Origin of the sequence: Kaistia defluvii (genome assembly GCF_026343955.1) — a bacterium.
GTDB classification, from domain to species: Bacteria; Pseudomonadota; Alphaproteobacteria; order Rhizobiales; family Kaistiaceae; genus Kaistia; species Kaistia defluvii.
Genome location: NZ_JAPKNI010000004.1, coordinates 385,781 through 406,522, shown reverse-complemented (window position 1 = coordinate 406,522; position 20,742 = coordinate 385,781). Strand labels below are relative to the sequence as shown.

The window sequence follows — 20,742 nt, the reverse complement described above, 5'->3', positions numbered from 1 at the left end:
CCTCTAGTAGCATGAGAAAGCATCAGAATGGAAAACCACATCCAGAAAGCTTAGCAGCCGGAGGAAATCATGCGCTCAAGGAAGCAATTGAGCGTAGCCCTTCTGACCTTCTCAAGGAATTGCGTTTTGTATGGGACTTGCCTGAAGACAAGCCCATCCGTGTCATAGGCCGCGTATGGCTCAAGGCGCTGGCAGATGGGCGAGAGCTTTGGTTCCTCGACGACATAGAGCATCCTGAGAAGGGCGTTGGGTTGTACTATCCTACGCTCTCAATGGACAACAAGGACGCCGTCGTAGCATCGGCATTTGTGCCTCCAGGCCCCTCGCGCAGGGTCATTGACCCTCAGGTTGCTGCATCCGGTGGACAGTGGGCGGTGGCAGAGCTTGAACTCTCGCCGGTCGCGGAACGTCAGAAACAGCGGAATCCGTGGCTTATGAATGTTCGCTCAGCGACGCTGCGACCGCTGAGCGAAATCCCGGTGGATTGGCACGTGGCGGTGACCGGTCCCGAGTCAGCGCGCCGCATTTCGACGTTGGCACGCGGTGAAATCGAAAACTACCTGCGTAAGCTGGTCCTTGACGAAGACGAGGAACTTGCACGCCGTCTTGTAGAAAATGACAGGGCGCTCGACAATCTGGTAGCCGCGCGTCGGCAGGCAGAAGTAGAAGCCGCAGCGGTCCAAGCCCAAGTCGATGCCGAGCTTTCCTTGCACTATCAGCGCCGCGATGAGGCCGAGCGCAGTGTGATCGAGGTACAATCCCAGCTTCGCGACGAACAAGAGCGCCTCGCTGCCTACCAACGAACCGTGGAACAAGAGAAGCAGACTATGGAAATCGCTTATCGCCGCCTAGAAGAGCTGCTCTCCGAGAAAGGCGACCGGCTTGTGGCACTTGGTCTGGCCGATGCCGAGGACGTGGCAGTGCTGTTGCCTCATCTGGGCGCCATGGAAGACGCACGCGAAGGGATTAGCTTCAACGACGCGCTCCCCGGAGGCTTCGCCCAGCTCGCCCCGCTGCTGCAGTGTCGGATGGCCCAACAAGGCCTGCTCTACTCGCAGCCCCAGCTTCGTGACTTCCTCGCGCTGTTGCGCACCCGTGACCTGGTGGTGTTGGCCGGTGATTCCGGATCTGGTAAGACAAGCCTCGTGCGGGCGACGGCTAAGGCGATCGGTGGTGCCTGTACGATTATCCCTGTGAAGCCAAACTGGACTGGCCCGGAGGATCTTCTCGGATATTTCAACCCCATCCAGCGGAGCTATCAGGCGACGCCTTTCCTACTCGCATTGCAGGCTGCCGCGCGCAATCCGCTGGTGCCGCACTTCATCTGCCTTGATGAAATGAACCTGGCACGCGTGGAGCACTACTTCTCCGATTTTCTCAGTCTGCTCGAGAATCGCTCCAAAGCTCCCCAGATCCCGTTGTACACCGCCGACGAGGAGCGCCACGTGGTCGTCGAACAAGGCATCTTCCTCGAAGTCGAGGCGGAGGCGCGCCGTCGCTCAGGGCTTGGCGATGGTGCCACGCTCGAAGAGGTGCTGCGTGACGATCGCGCCAATGCCGAATTGCACCGTCTTGGTGGTTTCGCGGACAATGAATCCGTGCTGCTGCATCATGGACGCCTTCGTCGTTCGCTCGCGGCCCAGATGCGCATGCCGACCTCGATCATCCTGCCTGAGAACGTCTGGATATTCGGCGCCGTGAATATGGACGATACCACGCACCAGCTTTCGCCCAAGGTGCTCGATCGCGTGCAGGTGGTGCGGTTCCGCAATCCGATGCTGGCAGACTGGGACGCGATCGAAGCCGAGGTTCAGGCAGCTCATCAAAGCCTGCCTTCGGATCTGGCAGAGTTGCGGATGACTCCAGAGGATTTTGGCGTACGCAGCGACTATCCGGCCTTCGACCGTCATGATGAGAAAGTGGCATTCCTCTCGCATCTATCGCGTGAGTATCTCGACCCTCTCGGTGTGGAATTTGGACTGCGCGCCATTCGCCAATCGCAAGGTTACATGATTGCGGCCGAGGCTACCGGGATCGGCCCTGACGAGGCGCTGGACAATGTTATCAAGCACAAGATCCTCCCCAAGATCGCCTTCGACACCGCACGTCCCGCCGGCAGCGGTCGTCCTCGCCGCGAACTCATCGATGAGTTGCGAACCGAGCTGACGGGGCGCTTCGAAGGCACAAGCCTTGATCTCGAAGCAAGCTGCGTCGGCGACCTTGGACGAATGATCCGCTTAGCGGATGGGAACAACGGTATCCTCAACTACTGGCTGCGCTGACCCGTCCGATGGGGGTGTCGGCGCACTATCTCGATATCGATTGGGACTCGCCCGGAATCGCCCGGCGGATCGAGGTGTCGACTTATCCAATCGAGATCGATACCGCGAATGATGGCACGATGCATGCCGAGGTTTCGATCTTCCGAAATTTCGCACCATGGGTCGGCCTTCAACTCTCCGGTCAACTTGCGAGCGTCGAACCGGCGACGGTCGATGCCGATGGCGAACGCCATCCATGGCTTCCGGTGCTCGATGAGCACGGTGCTGTCTGGTGGATTCCCGCTACCGGCTGGAGCAAGCCCAGCAGCCGACATCTCTCTGAAATGCACCGCTCCTTCGGGACTTTCTCGGTGGAGCTTGGACCGTCCCGGAACCTGGTCATCGACGCCGTCGCGAACGAGCTCGATCGCGCCCATGCGCAGGAGTATCTCGACGACTTTCAAGACGAGCTGGTCTGGCTCGCGATTGGGAAGCCGACCGGGGCTCTAGGTGAGGCGGGGGCCGACTACAGCCGTGATCTTGTCGATGCACTCAGAGAGTTTGCCTACGCTGCGGGCCGCATACTCGAGCATCCTGCTCTGGAAATCCGGGAAGTCACGGCGCTGGTTCATCAATCGCGCCTACGTCCGAATGCCGAGACGTTTCGTGCCGTCCTGCGCCGTCCTGGCGCACATCTCTACCCCGGGCGCTCGGCACAGGAGAACGCTGACGTTCCTGAGAATCGATACCTGCGCGGACTGGTTCAGCATTGTCGACGCGTGGCGCAATCCATTGCGCGCTCGTCGTCGCGTCACCATGGGCATCTTGCCGCCCGTTCTGCAAGAGAGAAGGCACGGGCGGCAGATCTGCTCGCCACCGCGCGGATCGAGGTGGATCAGGAGATATTCGACAACCAGCTTGCCGATATCCGGCGACACATGGACGCGATCGCCAACTGGGCAGACGGCTCGGTCTTATCTCGATCAACGGAACGCGAGTATCGCTTCTCGGTAGGCAAGAAGTATGAGGGGAAAGGTGGAGGCCTTTTCTATCGAAATCTGGATGGCGACAGCCCGAATAGCGCAGGCGAGCACTTCCAGGTCAGTGTGGTCCAGTTTCCCGAAGGTCTTCATGAGCTCGTAAGGGAGGCTCAGAGGATCGACAAAGACCTCTCCTTGGTATTGGTGGGCAAGGCGAGTGTCAGGCCCTTTACCACGGCGAACGGCAAGGCGGGACGCAGAGCGACTTTTACTAATGTCTCGGCTGTCCAACCTCGATCGCCGGTCCTTGAACGACGCGTAGCCACCCGCTTGCGATACGAACGAGAAGGCTGGCACAGGGCCATCAGCAGCAAGGAGCGCCACGAATATAGCTCGGAGGCAAACACCGCGCTTATCCGGGCAAGCCAGTTTGATGTTCGCGCTCAGGAGGGCGCAATCGCATCTGCCGCACTCGATGCCATAGAGAGCGCGCTAGGTCACCAGGATGCTTCATGGGATCGTCTCGGAGTTTCGGTTAGTTCATCGTTTCCGATGGGCATGCGTTTTGTCCAGAATCCGATCTATGCGGGCGCTCTGGCGGCCTTCCATAAAGTCATGGTCCTGGAGCAGAGCACCGGCATTGGCGAAAATACGCTCGAAAAGCTCGGACGCATCAACGTCCTGCATGCCAGCGCGCTCTACGAACGCTGGTGCCTGATCAAAATCGCCGCGGTTCTGATGCAAGACTTCCGTTTTGTCCCGCAGCCAGATTGGGTTGAACATGTCGTGACGTTCTCGACTCAAGCGAGTGAACCAAGAGCCACAGGTTTCACGATTGAATTTACACGTCAGCATCCCAGTATGACGGCGCAACTGGATGTTGAGCCCGTGTTGGCGAACGGACGGCGTCCGGATTTTCGGCTGCGCTTCAAAGTCTCCACCTCTGCAGGAAACCTTAGAGCCAAGGATGATTTGGCATGGGACTATCGCCCATCAATCTTCGGGAATTTTGTCGGGCAGCACTCCGGCCTCGTAATGGATGCGAAGTTCCGCACGCGTTGGAAGCATGGGGAACTTGCCGACATGCTGACGCTTCTAGTCGACGCCAAGGACTATGGTCAGGATGGCGACCGCGTCTTCATCCTCCATCCCGTAAAGGGAGCGGTTGACCATAGGACTTCGCCGTTGGTCTGGAGCCGAGACTGTGACTACGGACAGGACCACCCGACGGGTCACGCTCACGGCAGCATCCAACTTGGTGCGGATCCCGTTTCCGCCGGCGCATCGACTATTAACTTGCGCCGTCTTATTGCACTCGAGCTTCAGGGGGTGTTTCCCGAGCCTGAATTCGTGCGGATCAATGCGGAGGGAGCCGGGCAAGGAGATCAGTGGGGCAAAAAACCCGACGTCTGCCGGTACAATGCAAGCTTATGCATCGCCTGCGGCAAGGCTCACGACATTGCTGATGTCACGCAAGGAAGGACCGAACGCGGCAATGCCAAATGGTTCTACCGATGTTCGGACTGCGGAACCACGTCAATGCGGACACCCTGCTTTGGATGTGGCACTGAATTACATAAGAACGGATTGCAGTTGACGTACCACCTCACAATTGCCGACCATGTGGCTAATGTCGTCTGTCCGGACTGTGGCGCGAACTTCTGATCATTCATTGGAGGAGACGGCTACTCTGCGTGTTGCATATTCGGGAGGCGATCGGCCTGCGGAGTGGCCCTTTTGGGGCGGTCGAGCGACAGTCGTCTGTTGATGATGGACCAATGTGCATGCGGGTCATCTGCCGGCTTCATCGGGAGGCCGACAGGCTTGCGGTGTACACATTCGGATCGGCGGTGCAGCCCGAGCGTGGCCCGAAGGAGCGTATGACGGTCAGCGCACCAGCGTTTACGGACTGAACCGGGAACCCGGTTGGGGCGATGTCGGTGGGACAGGCAGGGAGGAAGGATGCGCACGGTCTGTAACGCAGAATGACAGATAGGCTGGGTGGGTTCCGGTCTGGTCATCCGGATGGAGCCTCAAGGTTGCCACATCTCCGTTCAGCCCCCGTGTCTCGACCGCTCCAAACGGCCTCTTCAATAGCCTGATCTGGCCGAAGAGCAGCGCGATGCGCTTCGACCGCTTTAGCGCAACAGCGTCGTCACAACTTTCTTCCCCTGACGGCGGAGCCGCCATTCCGCGCGGAACAAGAAAGTTCCTCCTGTGCTGTCCAGCCCCCGAGGGGGTGCGCCAGCGTTCGTCTCCGGCCGGTCGATCGCCATAGAGGCCGCAATGGTGCGGGCTCGGAAACGGAAAACGGAGACTTAAAATGGCAACCATCGGCACCTTCAAGAAGACCGGCTTGAACGAATTCACCGGCGACATTGTCACCCTCAGCGTCCAGGCCAAGGGCGTGCGCATCATCCCCGACCTGCGCGCCACCGGCGAGAACGCCCCCAGCCACCGGGTCCTGGTCGGCCGCGCCGAAATCGGTGCCGCCTGGTCCAAGCGCTCCAACGAGGGCCGCGACTATCTGGGCCTCAAGCTGGACGATCCAAGCTTCAACGCTCCGATCTACGCCAACCTTTTCGACGAAGAAGATGGCGAAACCTTCTCCCTCATCTGGTCCCGCCCCAACGGTCGCCGCGGCGACTGAGGCGCGGAACAAAGGCTCCGACCGCAAGGTCGGGGCCTTTCCCGTGCCCGCGGGAAAGCCGCCAGGCCCGGTGACCTGTCCGGGCTGGAACTGCTCAGCCGGTCAGGATCGGGATCATGGTTTTCACATGGGCGTCGATCCGTTCCAGCACGAGCGGGGGGACCCACTCGCGTTCCGGCAGTGTCCACCATTTCGCATCAATCCGCCGCACCGTCTCGACAACGGCCTTGAGCACGGCTGGCTCGGGAAGCCTTGCCCGATTGGCAAACGTCTTCCAGCGGGCCGGAGCCAAGCCCTTGAAGGCTCGCTCGCCGCCCAGAGACAGCGCCAGCCCATCTGCCGGAATATAGGGAACGGTCGAAAGCATGTCGTAGATCGGTGCAAGAGCGGGCGTGTCGCCGTCGCCCGGATAGATCAGCGACCAGTTCTTGAGGTGCATGTCGCCATTGCCCATGACCACCGAGAAGGTCAGCCGCCGAACAAACTCCAGCGCGGTGAACGGCGAGATCGCAACATTCAGCACAGAGGCGATGTCGTGGGAGGCGGCGCCATCATATTTGCGCGCCGGGTACAGGCCGAAAACCTGCGCGAAATCCTCGATATGGATGCGCTGCCCGTCTGTCCCGCGATCAAAACGCCGCACGAGCAGAACCAGCCCCTCGGCAAGTGTTTCGAACTCTTCGGGTATCCCCTCGAACTGGTCTCGGCTGACCAGTTCCCGCTCGGGCACGTCCATGCCAATTGCTTCGGCAAGCGCGAGGTTCGCAAACTCGTTTTCCGACACGCCCGGAAAGGCGGTCGAGGGGAATTTTGCAATATACTGGCCCTCGTCATCCCCGAGCGGCAAGGTCAGTCCGCCACCCTTGCCGGTGTTCTTCATCACCGAGAGCTTCATCTGCACGCCCGCCAGCGAGAAGCGGGCTTTTGGCCGCCCTTGGGATGGGGCCGCCCCGATGCCCGGTTGACCGTCACTGGGCAGCACCCGAACGGCACCCGGCAGATCCGCGCCTAGAGCTGCCAGGAGATCGAAATCATTCCCCGGCCGCACATTGCCCGCATGGTGCTTTTCCATCGCCTCGCGCAGCCGGTCTTCGGGTAGCAGGTTGGCAAAGAAGGGCGGCAGGCTGCCTGCGACAGGTCGCGGATCCTTGCGCAGGCCCCCTGATGCCGCGCGCAGGGACAGGCTCAGAACCGGGATGCCGCCGGTCGCGCGATAGGCCGGATCAAGGCTGAAGGCGTTGAAATCACCCGGCGTCCTGACGATCGTGCCAACCTTCGCACTGTTCAGGAACACGTCCAGCGCGGTGATGGTCTCAGCGGTACGGGCGGCTGTCATCGTCGCTCTCCGGTTGCGGGCTGAAGGCCGGATGATCGTCCTCGGCATCGGGGCGCAAAAGCGCTTCGATGGCGGGCACCATCGCCTGCGGAACCAGCATCATTTCCAGCCCAAGCGCCCTGGCAATGTTGATCAATGTCGTGGTGCGCGCAGCCGCTGCTCCCGTCTCGATGTCGCGGTAGCGCGGGCGCGAAATGCCGGCAAGATCGGCCACTTGCTCCTGGGTCAGCCCCGCTGCAAGACGCGCGCGGCGAAAATGGTCGCCGATCAGCCCCAGTGCTTCTTTTTCCGCCTTCATGTGGCGCCTTTACGGATCATTCCTGTTGCATTGATCTGGATAGGTATCATATCCAGTGTAGAATGCAAAGAAAATGATCTCCAAACATATCACGATTATTTCCCATGGAGCGTTTGGGGATCATCTTGCGCTGGTCGGCACTGCGGCCAGCACAAGTGCTGCAATTGCGGCATGCAGGCGAATCAGACGGACTGCATGCTCAGCCGTGTAGATAACGTCCTGGCCAGATTCGACGAATTCGTATGGCGTATCGGGCGAAGGCGACTAAAATAGCCGTAGTTCTGGAATGCGCGCCGGTCGCGATGGGAGGTGATCATGCATGATCACCGCTCGACAGTCGCGGGCCGCACGCGCGTTGCTGGGTTGGACGCAGGAGACGCTCGCTGACAAGGCCCGAATATCGCTGACTGCCCTGAAACGCCTTGAGTCCGAGAACCGGCTCGAGGTGTATGAGACAACGCGGGATCAGGTGCGCCGGGCGCTTGAAACAGCAGGGATTGTTCTCCTGTCCACGGATCGCGGGCAAGGAGTATTGCTGGTTCATGGGGAAGAGGAGAAGAGACACCGACAGATCCATGACGCCTGACGGGCGCGGGCGGCATCATCGATCCGCTGCAGCGGCCTGTGCTCTGTGGCGACCCGCGACATGACATCTCCGCTCCCCCCCTTCGACGATATTGCACCTGTTAGCGACGAGCTGACCGAATATGACCGCGCGCATATCAAGCTCTATATGCGGCTGCTCGATGTGGCCGATGATGGGGCGGAATGGACCGAAGCCGTCAACATTCTGTTCGGTATCGACCCCGCCCTGGAACCAGTGCGCGCCCGGCAGGTCCATGACAGCCATCTGGCCCGCGCGCGCTGGATGACACAGAGCGGCTATCGCCAGCTGCTCCGCCGTCCGACAGATCGGACCTGACCTCGGCGCCGTCGCACCAGTGATGCCCTCAGAGCATCACCCCATGTCTTTGTCCCGGCTTCCATCTCGGTAGAGGCGCCGCAATTCTTTCACGCTCCACCTGTGCAGTTTCAACCAGGAGCGGAGCATGAAGCCGGATACATCCCGCTGGCGAGACCAGGACCAGTATGAATTCTACGAGGTGCTGCCCGTTGAGGGCGTCGCCTGGGAATGCCTGCGCCGTAACGCCTCCTATCAGGCCAGTTTCGATGATCTTGTAGCGCAAGGCGCCGGGCATCTTCCCTTTGCGGATGACGTCCAACATCGCTGGGGGTTGCGATTTCCCGGCAGACCCCGGCTTTTCCGCGCTCGACCAACCGGTCATCTGGTCGCCTGTTGCCAATCCGGACATGCTGATGCTCGGGGCAGCGCCCGATTTTCTTCCGCCTTCTCCGTCCGCCTTATCGGTCGATCTTGCTGATGCCATCTGCGGACCAGAGGGGACATATGGTGTCTGTGACGCCAGCGACGGCGTTCAATATCTGATCCTCGCCGACACCGATGCCAATTCGCAGCCGGCGATCATCCTGCCACTTGACCAAAATCTGCCGGATCGGCTCGACGCCATTCTCAGGCTCTGGCACATGCTGGCCGGGAAACCCGCGCGCCGCGACCCCAGGATGACGCCGTATCAGCGCCGGCGGTTCCGCCTGATGATGCAAGCCGCTGACGGAAACGCCAACCAAGCGACTTATCGTGAGATTGCCATCGCCATCTATGGAGAGGCGCGCGTTCGGGCCGAACCGTGGAAGACATCGGCTTTGCGCGCCTCTGTCATCGCCCTTGTCCGATCTGCCGCCGCGCTGATCGACGGCGGTTATCTGGACCTTTTGCGCCATTGTCGCAAACCCTGACGCTGACGTCTGATCGAGGGTGAGGATTTTACCCCTTCGATCTTCCTCATCCCCCATGCCGCCGCGCCTTCGCCACCGTGCGCATGTCATGCCGTTGATCGTCAGCGGCATCCTGCACAACCACGGAGGCCACCCCATGCGACCTGATCTCTCCGCCTTGCCGCCACGCTACCTGCGCACCAAGGAAGCCGCCGATTTCCTCAGCCTGTCCGCGCGCACGCTGGAAAAGCACAGAACCTACGGAACGGGACCTGCCTATCACAAGCTCGGCGGCCGCGTTGTCTATTCGGTCGAGAATCTCGCAGCCTGGGTTGCGCGCGGATCGGTCACCTCCACGTCGGACCCACGCGGACAGGTTCTCCCGGCGAAACCTCTGCCGCCGACCGCGTTCACCTCGCCCAAGCGCATCACGCGCTGAACGTGGCTGTCAGCCCCTGATGGCGCCCCCGCATCCATCCGCCTCGGAACGCGGACAACTCGATCTGTTTCGGGCGCTTCCCGGTGAATTCGCGCCAAGAGACGCGCAGGATCTCATGGCCTATCCTTTCTTTTCCCTTTCCAAATCGCACCGTATCCGCCCGATTGACTTTGCCCTGGGCAACGTCTCGATCCGTGTCGAAGCTGTTCCCGATCACGGTATGGCGACGATCTGGGACGCCGATATACTGATCTGGGCGGCCAGCCAGATCGTGGAAGCGCGGGACGCCGGTCTGCGCACGTCGCGCCTGATGGCGGCAACGCCTTATGAAATCCTGACATTCACAGGGCGCGGAACCTCCCTGAGGGACTATCAGCGCCTGAAGGCGGCGCTGGACCGGCTGCAATCGACCACGGTTGCAACCTCGATCCGCCAGCGCGCCAACGGACGACGCCATCGTTTTTCGTGGATCAACGAATGGCATGAGCGGACCGATGCCAACGGCCGCCCGGACGGCATCGAGATGATCGTGCCCGACTGGTTCTACAGTGCGGTTCTGGATGACGCCCTGATCCTCACCATCGACCGGGCCTATTTCAATCTGACCGGCGGGCTGGATCGCTGGCTCTATCGCCTGGTGCGTAAGCATGGTGGGCGGCAAAGAAACGGTTGGCGGTTCGACTTCCGTCACCTGCACCAGAAATCGGGCAGTCTCTCGCCGTTCAAGCGCTTCGCCTTCGAGCTGCGCGACATTATCCGCCGCCAACCGCTGCCCGGCTACACCCTGTTCGCCGAGGTCGAAACCGGCGGCCGGATGCTGCTCGCTTTCGAGCCTGTCCCGGCCTGTGGAAAACCTGTGGATAGCCTCGTGCTATCGGGAACCCGGACTATCGTGCCATCAGGAACCGGAGGCTCGTGCTATCGGGAACCCAAACACCTCCTATCCTTCGGTAACAAAAGCGAAAATTGCGCCCTTAACTTAGAGTCTAACACAGAATCTAACTTTGAAGAGCGGCGGCGCGATGTGGAAAAGCTCATCGCGAAGGCTGGTGCGGCCCTCAGATCGGGTGCCCATAAAGGCAAGCTGACACCCCCAAAGCAGGGATCGCCCGCGTCAACAAGCACGCCTGAACTTCCTCTCGGCAAACCGGGAGGACAGCGATGATTGTTGCGCTCCTCAATCAGAAAGGCGGCGTGGGCAAGACGACGCTGGCGCTGCATCTCGCCGGAGCCTGGGCTGCGCAAGGCAAGCGGGTCATCCTGATCGATGCCGATCCGCAAGGCTCCGCACTCGATTGGTCGCAGCGGCGCAGCCATGAAGGGCTGCCAAGGCTGTTCACCGTCATCGGCCTTGCCCGCGATACCCTGCACAGAGATGCGCCGGAGCTGGCGCGTGACGCCGATCATGTCGTCATTGATGGTCCACCCCGTGTCGCTGGTCTGATGCGCTCTGCGCTGCTTGCAGCCGATCTGGTGCTGATCCCGGTGCAGCCGTCCCCCTTTGACGGCTGGGCATCAGCCGAAATGCTGGCGCTTCTGAACGAAGCACGCATCTATCGCCCGGAGCTGTCCGCCCGTTTTCTGCTGAACCGATGCGGTGCGCGCACCATCATCGCCCGCGAAACGGCCGAGACTCTGGCTGACCATGATCCGCCCTTGCTGGCCACAACGGTCGGCCAGCGTGTCGCCTTCGCAGACGCCGCACAGACTGGACGGCTGGTCTCCGAGACCGATGACGGCCAACGGGCCGCACAGGAGGTCACAGCGCTGGTGGCCGAGATCGATGGCCTCGGTATCAGGAAGATCGCGCCATGACACGTCCGCCCGTCAAATCCGGCTTCGCATCGCGTCCGGGCAATCCCGATAGCTGGGTCAGAGCCGCCGATGCGCCGGCAACCGGCAAGACGGCTACGGAGGCGTTCACCGCCCGCCTGACCATCGACATCGCGCCCGAACTGCGCGGGCGCATCAAGGTTGCCGCTTTCCGGCGTGGCGTCACCGTCGCCGTGATGCTGCGCGAGCTGCTGGTCCGCGAGTTTCCACCCATCGAAGGAGATCAGCCATGACCGGCAAAACCGTGCGCGCTGCGCATGAACATCCGCAGGCGGACGGGCCTGCACCGTTCACCACATTGGTCGAACTGACCTTCCAGAAGAAGAAGGTCGAGCGCTGGATACGCTTTGGCCGCAAGAGCTTTGAGCAGGTTATCGACCGCCGCCGCAGTCTGATCGGTTTTGCGCCCGAAAGCATCTTCGCCTTCGTCCGTTGGGCCTCCAACGATTACGGCACCATCGTTTCGCGGCTCGACATCCTGCGCGCTGTCGGGCGTGGCGAACCGTACCAGACCGTGCCCTTCGTTCGTCCTGGCGGCGAGATCCTGCTGCGTATCGACGGCTGGCGACAAGTCCAGCGGGTGCTGGCCCTGATTGATGCCGTGGACGCGCTTGGCGTCGATCCGGCGGATGTTGCGCCGGATCATTGGCGGCACGTCCACAACCGTTTGAGTGCCGGCCAGGAACCCAATCCCTACACCCCGGAGCGCCATGCCGCATGGGTCAGCCGCCGGAGGATTGCACCATGAGCCGCCGTCATATCCTCGCCGTGACAATGATAGCCGTTGGCACGCTCGTCGCCACGGCTGTCGCCGATCTGCCAACCCGGCTGATCTGGAATGCGACCGCCAGCGCGCCCATCGGCCTCTACACGGTTGCTCCCGCCGATGCGCTCGAAATTCCCGAACTCGTCGCCATCATGCCGCCTGAACCGCTGGAGCGGTTCATGGTTGAGCGCGGCTATATCGGGCGCGGCGTGCCGCTGCTGAAGCGTGTCCTCGGCCTGCCGGGACAGCGCGTCTGCCGCCACGGTGCGACCATTGCCGTCGATAATGTCGAGATGGGGGACGCGCTGGAGCGCGACCGCATGGGACGCGATCTGCCGGTCTGGCAGGGCTGCCGCATCATCGGCGACGGTGAACTCTTCCTCATGAATTGGGACATCCGGGACAGCCTCGACGGCCGTTACTTCGGACCTGTTCCCGCCAGTTCCGTCATCGGCCGGGCGCTTCCACTCTGGACCGATGAGGAAGGCGATGGCCGCTACGAATGGCGGGCGGTCACGCATTGAACTCACGCCAAATCCACCAACACAGGAGACATACCATGCCACAGATCGGTCAATTCGCGCGTGACGCATCCGGCTTCGCGGGTCAGCTCGTCACGCTCACCATGAAGCGCGATCTCGTCATCGTGCCCGCCGAACATTCCGATGCGGAGAATGCGCCAGACTATCGCGTCCATTTCATTGAACATGACGGGCCGGAGGTCGGTGCTGCATGGAAACGTACCGGCGAAAAGGCTGGCGAATATCTCTCGGTACTGCTTGACGATCCCGCCTTGCCGCAGCCGATCCGCGCCAACCTGTTCCGCGATGACGATGCAGGCTCGTCATGGTCGCTACACTGGAGCCGTCCAAAGCCCCGCGAAGATCGGGACTGAGATCATGCGATCCTGCGCCCTCCTTCTCTTCACGGCCCTGCTGTTGGCTGGCAGCGGCTCGATGCCGGCCATCGCGCAGATCACGCCGCAACCCGCGCCTGTCACCGTGCATCCCCATGCTGCTTTCATTGCCGAGGCGTCACAGCGCTTCGGCATTCCAGAGCACTGGATTCGGGCCGTGCTGCGTGTGGAGAGTGCGGGCGATGTGCGCGCCATCTCATCGGCGGGCGCGATGGGACTGATGCAGGTCATGCCCGATACCTGGGCGGGCCTGCGCCGCCGCCATGGTCTCGGGCGCGACCCTTACGATCTGCGCGATAATATCCTCGCAGGCACGGCGTATCTGCGCGAGATGTGGAACCGCTACGGCAATGTTGCGGCCATGCTTGCCGCCTACAACGCCGGTCCCGGTCGCTATGACGAGCATCTGGCGACGGGCCGCGTTTTGCCCTCAGAAACGCGCGCCTATGTCGCCACGCTCGCGCCGGTTCTCGGGCGTGCGACTGCGCCTGATGTGCCGACGATCGTGCCGCCGCCACCGCCGGATTGGCGCGAAGCTCCGCTCTTCGTTGCGCAATCCAGCGGCAATTCGGCGGCGGCCAATCAGCCGTCGAACGGCGCCCGCGCAACCCTTCCTCTGCGCGTATCCGTCGATCAGGAGCCGCAGGACGGCGGCATATTCGTGGCCCGTGTGAGCAATGGAGATGCGCCATGAACATGGCGTCTCCACCCGCTTTCGGTCCGCTTCCGGTGTGCAGTCAGGCAAGGGGTCGCCTGGCGGCATTCCCGGCAGGAAGGGCAAAAAGGGAAAGAAAGGCGGAGGGCAAGATAAAGGAAACCGGCACCCTGTCGGGGCGGTTTCTGGGCAAGCCCTTGTCTGCACACTGTTTTGGGACGCGGCGCACGGCACCATGCTTTTGGGCCTCGCGTACCGCGATATGGCGCAAAGCCTTGGCGTTGCAGGGTTTTGACCGGCACTCTAACCGAATATCGGCCGATTTTCCGCCGTCACGGCTTCGGATGCGACGATGAGTGGCGACGACGAGAACCGCTTTCTCCCGAAGCCTGGCCGCATCAGGTCGGACGTGCCGAAGGCGGGCAAGGCGAAGAGCTTTCTGACGCAGGCAAAGAAGCTGGCGCGTCAGCATAGCAACAGCCCCGGCAGATCATCATCATTCGCATCACGGACTTCCTCGTCGCCTTCATCTGGTTCGGCCGGAAAGAGCGGGAAGGCATCGCGCGATGGCAAAGGTCCGGGCGTCAAGCGTGGCCGTGGCGCGGCCTTTGTCCGCGCCCAAACCCTGTCGGGCGGGTGGCGGCACAGTGCGACCGGCGTGCGCCGCGTCGTCGTCAAAACCCGGTACGTCCAGAGCGCGGGGAAGAATGGCAAAGGGGCTGCCCATCTGCGCTACATCCAGCGAGACGGGACATCGCGTGGTGGCGAGCGCGGCCAGCTCTATTCGGCGACCGACGATCGCGCCGATGGAGATGCCTTCCTTGATCGCGGCAAGGATGATCGCCACCAGTTCCGCTTCATCGTTTCGCCCGAAGATGCCGCCGATCTTTCCGACCTCACCGAACACACCCGCGATCTGATGAGCCGCATCGAGGCCGACCTTGGCACGAAACTCGATTGGGTGGCTGTCAATCACCACAATACCGGCCATCCCCATGTCCATGTCATTGTTCGGGGCAAGGACGATCTGGGCGAGAACCTGGTCATCAATGGCGACTATCTCGCCAATGGTATTCGTGAGCGGGCGAGCGAACTGACCACGCTGGAACTTGGACCCGCCACCGAGATCGAGCAGAGCCGCAAGTTGACTGCCGAAATCGACCAGGACCGCTTCACCCGGATCGACCGGGCAATGACCGAAGAGGCCGATGAACGGATCCTCGATCTGCGCCATGATCCCGACAACACGCGCCGCCAGTTCAACCGCACGCTTCGCCTGCGCCGTCTCGCCAAACTGGAAAAGATGAGGCTGGCAACGGAATATGCACCCGGCGTCTGGGAGCTTGGCGCGAAGATGGAACCAGCGCTGCGTGAACTCGGTGAGCGCGGTGACATCATCCGTAACATGCAAGAGGCGCTGAAGGCCGATGGGCAGGAACGCGATCCGATGACCTTCCAGCTTCACGATGCCGCACCCGCGGCACCCATCACCGGCCGCATCGTCGACAAATATCTGACCGATGAGATGGGTGAAAAGCTGACCCTCGTGGTCGACGGGATCGACGGGCGCACGCACCATCTTCCCGGCATTGATCCGGCCCGCGTCGAAGATGCCCGGATCGGCAGCATCGTGGAAGTCGGTCCCGCCGATACAGCACAACGTCCCTCTGATCGCACCATCGCTGCGATCTCGGAAAATGGTATCTACCGACCTAGCCGCCACCTCGAACAGGCGAAGTTCGAGGGACGTGTGCCGGGTGGCGACTATGAGGGCTATGTCGATGCCCATGTCCGGCGATTGGAGTCGCTACGCCGGGCCAGGATTGCCGAGCGGATCGACGCCGACCAGTGGCGCATCCCCGAAGACTTCGAGAGCCGCGCCACCGCCTATGATGCCGGTCGCAACCGGCAAGCCAGCATCCGTGTCGTCTCGACCTTCGACCTGGAAAAGCAGATCGGCGCCGATGGTGCGACCTGGTTGGACCGGCGATTGGTCACACCGGACGCCTCTGACCTTACCCCGGCAGGGTTCGGCCAGCAGGTGCGCGAGGCTATGGACCAGCGGCGTGAACACCATATCGCACAGGGCGATGCCACGCGGCAGCAGAATGGACGCATCCTCTATCGGCGCAACCTGCTCGCCAATCTGCGAGAAAGGGAAGTGGCCCGCGTCGGTGCGGAAATGGCCAGCAGCAAAGGCTTGCCGTTCCGGGCGGCTGCCGATGGCGAAAATATCAGCGGCAAGTTCACCGGGACCGCACATCTATCGAGCGGCAAGTTTGCCATTGTCGAAAAGAGCCACGAGTTCACTCTTGTCCCATGGCGGCCAGTGATCGACCGCCAGCTCGGCCGCGAGGTTGCGGGCATCGTGCAGGGTGGATCGGTATCGTGGCAAATGGGGCGAACACGAGGGCTCGGGATTTGAGCCTTTGCCGATCTGGCACCTCGCAAATTGTTCTGTCGACATCGGCATCTGAAAGGGCCTGTCCGATGTGCCGCCGATAGTATCCGGCAACACGGCACCCCTGCTTTTCCTGTTGTCGCTTTTGAAAACGTCTATTCTCTGATCGGCTCCATCTCCCTTGCCGATTGGAGCCTGTATGCGTGGTGGCCGAATACTCTGGGGCCAGATCATTGTCGTATTCATCATTGTCCTGGTGATGATCTGGACTTCGACACAATGGGTGGCCTTTCGCCTTGGCTTTCAGCCCCAGCTCGGCAATCCATGGTTCGATGTTGCGGGATGGCCGGTCTATTATCCTCCGGCCTTCTTCTGGTGGTGGTTTTCCTATGACGCCTATGCGCCCGGTATTTTCACCGAGGGCGCGTTCATCGCCACGTCCGGGGCGTTGTTCGCTATCGCCGCCGCTTTTTTCATGTCGATCATTCGGTCGCGCGAGGCGCGCAACGTCGCCACCTACGGTTCGGCGCGATGGGCCGAGGACAAGGAAATCCATGCTGCCGGACTGCTCGGTCCCGATGGCGTGGTCCTTGGCAGGCACAGCAAGGACTATCTCCGGCACGACGGCCCCGAGCATGTCCTTTGTTTCGCGCCCACTCGATCAGGCAAAGGCGTCGGTCTCGTTGTGCCGACGCTGCTGACCTGGCCGGGAAGTTGCATCGTGCACGACATCAAGGGTGAGAACTGGAATCTGACGGCCGGCTTCCGGTCCCATCACGGCCGCGTCCTGCTGTTCGATCCGACCAATGTGCATTCCGCAGCTTACAACCCGCTGCTGGAAGTCCGTCAGGGGGAATGGGAAGTCCGCGATGTCCAGAACATCGCGGATATTCTGGTCGATCCCGAGGGCAGTCTCGACAAGCGCAACCACTGGGAAAAGACCAGCCATTCGCTGCTGGTCGGCGCGATCCTGCATGTCCTTTACGCCGAGAAGGAAAAGACGCTCGCCGGCGTCGCGAGTTTTCTGTCCGATCCCCGCCGTCCGGTCGAGGCAACCTTGCGCGCCATGATGGACACGCCGCATCTGGGCGAAGCCGGTGTGCATCCCGTCATCGCTTCGTCGGCACGCGAGCTGCTGAACAAATCCGAGAACGAACGCTCCGGCGTGCTGTCCACGGCGATGTCCTTTCTCGGCCTCTACCGAGATCCGGTCGTGGCCCGCGTGACGGCCCGCTGCGACTGGCGCATTGCTGATCTGGTCGGAGCAAAAGAACCCGTCAGCCTCTACCTCGTCGTACCGCCCTCGGACATCAATCGCACAAAACCGCTGATCCGCCTCATCCTCAATCAGGTCGGGCGGCGGCTGACCGAGGAACTGGAAACCACCGAAAAACGCCACCGTCTCCTGTTGATGCTGGACGAGTTCCCCGCGCTCGGGCGGCTTGATTTCTTTGAATCCGCGCTGGCCTTCATGGCCGGCTACGGCCTGAAAGCGTTCCTGATCGCCCAATCCCTGAACCAGATCGAGCGCGCCTATGGGCAGAACAACGCCATTCTCGACAACTGCCATGTGCGTGTCGCCTTTGCTGCCAACGATGAACGCACCGCCAAGCGGATCAGCGACGCGCTCGGCACGGCGACAGAAATGCGCGATTCCACCAACTATGCCGGTCATCGCCTCGCACCTTGGCTCGGGCATCTCATGGTGTCGCGGCAGGAAACAGCGCGGCCGCTCCTGACACCGGGCGAGATCATGCAGCTTCCGCCAACCGACGAGATCGTTATGGTAGCGGGTGTGCCGCCCATCCGCGCCGCCAAGGCGCGCTACTATGCCGATGCGCGGCTTCAGGAACGGGTGCTGCCGCCGCCCGATCTGCGCAAGCCTTCGGTGAAGATGGTAACATCGGCGCCAGACGACTGGACGAACCGTGTTGTTACGGCCGCGGCCGGCCACGGACCCACGTCGAATACGTCCGACGACGATCCTGCCAATGCCGGTATCCGTCGTGAGCCGGAGCTTCCCGAACATGAGGAAATCATCCCGCCACCACCGCCGCCATCGCAGGAGTTCGACTTTCTCGATGATGAGCCCGACGTCGATGCCGCCAAAGCCCGTGCCATGCGTCAGCGGATGCGCATGGTCGCGCGGCAGGCGTCACTCGACCCAAATGACGGCATCGAGCTTTGAGAAGGAAGACTGGCTTGACGAGTCGCACCCGCATGAATGTCTACTTCTCCCCGGATCTGCTGAAGCAGGTCGAGGGTCTGGCGCTGCGTCGCAATGTTTCAAAATCCGCAGTGATCGAGGCTGCGGTGGCATCCTTCCTGTCCGGTGACACGAACGAACGGCTGGAAGCCGCAATGTCGCGACGCCTGGATAAGCTTGGCCGCCAGTTCGATATGCTGGACGAAGATGTCGCCATCCTCGGCGAGACGCTTTCGCTGTTCGTACAATTCTGGCTCACCATGACGCCGCCGCTGTCAGATAGCGCGAAGCAATCGGCGCGCATCAAGGGCAACGAGCGCTTCGAAGGCTTCATGCAGACGCTGGGCAAGCGCCTGGCTTCCGGCGACAGATTCCTGAAAGAGTTGTCGCGGGATATGGATTCGCTTCACGATCTTCCGTCACAAGGCCAGTCCGAAGCGGATGGAAACCAGCTCTGAACTTTCGATCCATCCTATTTGCCGCCCTGCGCCGCCGATGCCCGCACACGCGTAAACATCTGTTGAAACGGCCCTAAATCAGGTTCTTTTAATCGACCCCAATCCGGGGTCCGTCTTTTGCGCGTCCCGCCATGAATGGGGCCGCCATGACCGCATCACATCAGAAACCCGAGACGATTGCGCGTGGTGCGCGGATGCTGCGCACCGCGCTCGGGGTATCGATTGCCCGGCTTCTGGAAGATCCAGCTGTGGTCGAGGTGATGCTGAATCCCGATGGCCGCATCTGGGTGGATCGGCTCTCCGAAGGTCTGGCCGATACGGGGGAGAGGCTGTCGGCTGCCGATGGCGAGCGGATCGTCAGGCTGGTCGCCCATCATGTCGGCGCCGAGGTTCATGCCCGCAATCCGCGTGTGTCGGCTGAACTGCCCGAGACCGGCGAACGGTTCGAGGGTCTGCTGCCGCCGGTGGTCGCAGCACCCGCTTTCGCCATACGCAAGCCCGCCGTCGCGGTGTTTACGCTCGACGACTATGTAAGCGCCGGAATTATGACCAGCGCTCAGGCCGAGGTGTTGCGCCTGAACGTCGCCGCGCGCGCCAATATCCTTGTGGCAGGCGGCACGTCCACTGGCAAAACGACACTGACCAATGCGCTGCTGGCCGAGGTGGCGAAGACCTCGGATCGCGTGGTCATCATTGAAGACACGCGCGAGCTGCAATGCGCCGCGCCCAATCTCGTGGCCATGCGGACCAAGGATGGCGTTGCCACGCTCTCCGATCTGGTGCGCTCATCGCTGCGCCTGCGCCCTGATCGCATCCCGGTCGGGGAGGTCCGCGGTTCCGAAGCTCTCGATCTGCTCAAAGCCTGGGGAACAGGCCATCCCGGCGGCATCGGCACCATCCATGCCGGTTCTGGCATCGGTGCGCTGCGCCGCCTCGAACAGCTCATCCAGGAAGCCGTCATCACCGTCCCGCGCGCGCTGATCGCCGAGACTATCGACCTTGTTGCCGTCCTCGCCGGACGCGGATCGTCCCGCCGCCTTGTCGAACTCGCCCGCGTCGATGGGCTGGGCCCGGACGGCGACTACGCCATCACGCATCCCATTACTTTGGCAACCACCCCGAAAGGAAACCCTTCATGATCCGCACGATTTCACGCGGCTGCCGCATCATGGCAACCGCCGCTGCCACTGTTTCCATCAGTCTGATGCTGGCGCCTGCCGCACACGCCTCCGGTTCCTCCATGCCCTGGGAGGCACCGCTTCAGTCGATCCTCCAGTCGATCGAGGGTCCTGTCGCCAAGATCATCGCCGTCATCGTCATCATCGCCACCGGCCTGGCGCTGGCCTTCGGCGATACCTCCGGCGGCTTCCGCCGCCTGATCCAGATCGTCTTCGGCCTGTCCATCGCTTTCGCCGCGTCGAGCTTCTTCCTGTCGTTCTTCTCGTTCGGCGGCGGGGCGCTCATCTGATGGCGGGCGGGTTTGAACAGCTCGATACGGTGCCGGGCTTCTCCATCCCGGTTCACCGGGCGCTGACCGAGCATATCCTGCTCGGCGGCGCACCGCGTTCGATTGCCATTGTCAACGGCACGCTGGCCGGCGCCGTCGGCCTCGGCCTCCGTCTCTGGCTGGTTGGCATCGCCATCTGGGCAGTCGGTCATTTCCTCGCGGTATGGGCTGCCAAACGCGATCCGCTCTTCGTCGAGGTCGGGCGTAGGCATCTGCGCATCCCCGGTCATCTGTCGGTGTGA

23 protein-coding genes are annotated in these 20,742 nt (G+C 61.9%); 21 read left to right on the top strand and 2 right to left on the bottom strand.

Translation table 11 applies throughout. The features are described from left to right. Nucleotides 1-11 precede the first annotated feature (11 nt). The 3 genes from OSH10_RS12835 to OSH10_RS12825 all read left to right on the top strand — a co-directional run bounded on the left by OSH10_RS12835 (nt 12) and on the right by OSH10_RS12825 (nt 5,891). Nucleotides 12-2,282 (top strand): McrB family protein, encoded by a 2,271-nt coding sequence (locus tag OSH10_RS12835; RefSeq protein ID WP_266332148.1) that lies wholly within the window; start codon nt 12-14, stop codon nt 2,280-2,282. 8 nt (nt 2,283-2,290) lie between these two features. Then, nucleotides 2,291-4,906 (top strand): hypothetical protein, encoded by a 2,616-nt coding sequence (locus OSH10_RS12830; protein WP_266332147.1) that lies wholly within the window; start codon nt 2,291-2,293, stop codon nt 4,904-4,906. A 658-nt stretch (nt 4,907-5,564) separates the two neighbouring features. Beyond that, nucleotides 5,565-5,891 carry a DUF736 domain-containing protein gene (locus tag OSH10_RS12825; RefSeq protein WP_266332146.1) on the top strand — a complete coding sequence of 109 codons (327 nt, stop codon included), beginning with the start codon at nt 5,565-5,567 and terminating at the stop codon, nt 5,889-5,891. A gap of 94 nt (nt 5,892-5,985) precedes the next feature. On the opposite strand, the gene OSH10_RS12820 is transcribed toward OSH10_RS12825, so the two are convergent. Together OSH10_RS12820 and OSH10_RS12815 are read right to left on the bottom strand one after the other, a co-directional pair. Continuing rightward, complete coding sequence (locus tag OSH10_RS12820; protein WP_266332145.1) at nt 5,986-7,227, bottom strand: type II toxin-antitoxin system HipA family toxin; 1,242 nt, start codon at nt 7,225-7,227, stop codon at nt 5,986-5,988. Then, nucleotides 7,205-7,525, bottom strand: a complete 321-nt coding sequence (locus OSH10_RS12815) for a helix-turn-helix domain-containing protein (RefSeq protein WP_010336145.1) — start codon at nt 7,523-7,525, stop codon at nt 7,205-7,207. Before OSH10_RS12815 ends, OSH10_RS12820 begins: the two co-directional genes overlap by 23 nt. Nucleotides 7,526-7,844: 319 nt before the next feature. On the opposite strand from OSH10_RS12815, the gene OSH10_RS12810 reads away from it, so the two are divergent. The 18 genes from OSH10_RS12810 to OSH10_RS12725 all read left to right on the top strand — a co-directional run bounded on the left by OSH10_RS12810 (nt 7,845) and on the right by OSH10_RS12725 (nt 20,742). Then, the gene (locus tag OSH10_RS12810) at nt 7,845-8,111 is read left to right on the top strand and encodes a helix-turn-helix domain-containing protein (RefSeq protein WP_010336146.1); all 267 of its coding nucleotides are present in this window, start codon (nt 7,845-7,847) and stop codon (nt 8,109-8,111) included. Between the two features lie 60 nt (nt 8,112-8,171). Next, complete coding sequence (locus OSH10_RS12805) at nt 8,172-8,447, top strand: DNA -binding domain-containing protein (RefSeq protein WP_266332144.1); 276 nt, start codon at nt 8,172-8,174, stop codon at nt 8,445-8,447. Nucleotides 8,448-8,574: 127 nt separating this feature from the next. Next, complete coding sequence (locus tag OSH10_RS12800; RefSeq protein WP_266332143.1) at nt 8,575-8,907, top strand: transcriptional regulator domain-containing protein; 333 nt, start codon at nt 8,575-8,577, stop codon at nt 8,905-8,907. Further along, nucleotides 8,837-9,340 carry a DUF2285 domain-containing protein gene (locus OSH10_RS12795; protein ID WP_266332142.1) on the top strand — a complete coding sequence of 168 codons (504 nt, stop codon included), beginning with the start codon at nt 8,837-8,839 and terminating at the stop codon, nt 9,338-9,340. Before OSH10_RS12800 ends, OSH10_RS12795 begins: the two co-directional genes overlap by 71 nt. 136 nt (nt 9,341-9,476) lie before the next feature. Further along, a complete protein-coding gene (locus OSH10_RS12790; protein ID WP_266332141.1) occupies nt 9,477-9,758 on the top strand; it encodes a helix-turn-helix transcriptional regulator in 282 nt (93 codons plus the stop codon). Nucleotides 9,759-9,777: 19 nt separating this feature from the next. After that, the gene (locus OSH10_RS12785; protein WP_266332140.1) at nt 9,778-10,923 is read left to right on the top strand and encodes a replication initiator protein A; all 1,146 of its coding nucleotides are present in this window, start codon (nt 9,778-9,780) and stop codon (nt 10,921-10,923) included. Continuing rightward, entirely contained in the window at nt 10,920-11,573 is a 654-nt protein-coding gene (gene parA, locus OSH10_RS12780; protein ID WP_266332139.1) for a ParA family partition ATPase, read from the top strand. Before OSH10_RS12785 ends, parA begins: the two co-directional genes overlap by 4 nt. Beyond that, complete coding sequence (locus OSH10_RS12775) at nt 11,570-11,824, top strand: hypothetical protein (protein WP_066478912.1); 255 nt, start codon at nt 11,570-11,572, stop codon at nt 11,822-11,824. The genes parA and OSH10_RS12775 overlap by 4 nt, the downstream gene beginning before the upstream one ends. Next, nucleotides 11,821-12,339 carry a DUF2840 domain-containing protein gene (locus OSH10_RS12770; protein WP_066478910.1) on the top strand — a complete coding sequence of 173 codons (519 nt, stop codon included), beginning with the start codon at nt 11,821-11,823 and terminating at the stop codon, nt 12,337-12,339. The genes OSH10_RS12775 and OSH10_RS12770 overlap by 4 nt, the downstream gene beginning before the upstream one ends. Then, the gene (locus tag OSH10_RS12765) at nt 12,336-12,881 is read left to right on the top strand and encodes a S26 family signal peptidase (protein WP_066478908.1); all 546 of its coding nucleotides are present in this window, start codon (nt 12,336-12,338) and stop codon (nt 12,879-12,881) included. Before OSH10_RS12770 ends, OSH10_RS12765 begins: the two co-directional genes overlap by 4 nt. Nucleotides 12,882-12,916: 35 nt before the next feature. Continuing rightward, the gene (locus OSH10_RS12760; RefSeq protein ID WP_066478904.1) at nt 12,917-13,252 is read left to right on the top strand and encodes a DUF736 domain-containing protein; all 336 of its coding nucleotides are present in this window, start codon (nt 12,917-12,919) and stop codon (nt 13,250-13,252) included. A 4-nt stretch (nt 13,253-13,256) separates the two neighbouring features. Then, a complete protein-coding gene (locus tag OSH10_RS12755; protein ID WP_266332137.1) occupies nt 13,257-13,967 on the top strand; it encodes a lytic transglycosylase domain-containing protein in 711 nt (236 codons plus the stop codon). Nucleotides 13,968-14,280: 313 nt separating this feature from the next. Then, complete coding sequence (locus tag OSH10_RS22915) at nt 14,281-16,353, top strand: relaxase/mobilization nuclease domain-containing protein (protein WP_323181593.1); 2,073 nt, start codon at nt 14,281-14,283, stop codon at nt 16,351-16,353. Between the two features lie 175 nt (nt 16,354-16,528). Then, the gene (locus tag OSH10_RS12745; protein WP_266332136.1) at nt 16,529-18,517 is read left to right on the top strand and encodes a conjugal transfer protein TraG; all 1,989 of its coding nucleotides are present in this window, start codon (nt 16,529-16,531) and stop codon (nt 18,515-18,517) included. A 14-nt stretch (nt 18,518-18,531) separates the two neighbouring features. Then, the gene (locus tag OSH10_RS12740) at nt 18,532-18,993 is read left to right on the top strand and encodes a ribbon-helix-helix domain-containing protein (RefSeq protein WP_266332134.1); all 462 of its coding nucleotides are present in this window, start codon (nt 18,532-18,534) and stop codon (nt 18,991-18,993) included. 146 nt (nt 18,994-19,139) lie between these two features. Continuing rightward, nucleotides 19,140-20,132: a P-type conjugative transfer ATPase TrbB gene (gene trbB, locus OSH10_RS12735; RefSeq protein ID WP_266332133.1), complete on the top strand. Its 993-nt coding sequence runs from the start codon at nt 19,140-19,142 to the stop codon at nt 20,130-20,132. Then, a complete protein-coding gene (locus tag OSH10_RS12730; protein ID WP_009450539.1) occupies nt 20,129-20,461 on the top strand; it encodes a TrbC/VirB2 family protein in 333 nt (110 codons plus the stop codon). Before trbB ends, OSH10_RS12730 begins: the two co-directional genes overlap by 4 nt. Continuing rightward, nucleotides 20,461-20,742: a VirB3 family type IV secretion system protein gene (locus OSH10_RS12725; RefSeq protein ID WP_110780670.1), complete on the top strand. Its 282-nt coding sequence runs from the start codon at nt 20,461-20,463 to the stop codon at nt 20,740-20,742. Before OSH10_RS12730 ends, OSH10_RS12725 begins: the two co-directional genes overlap by 1 nt.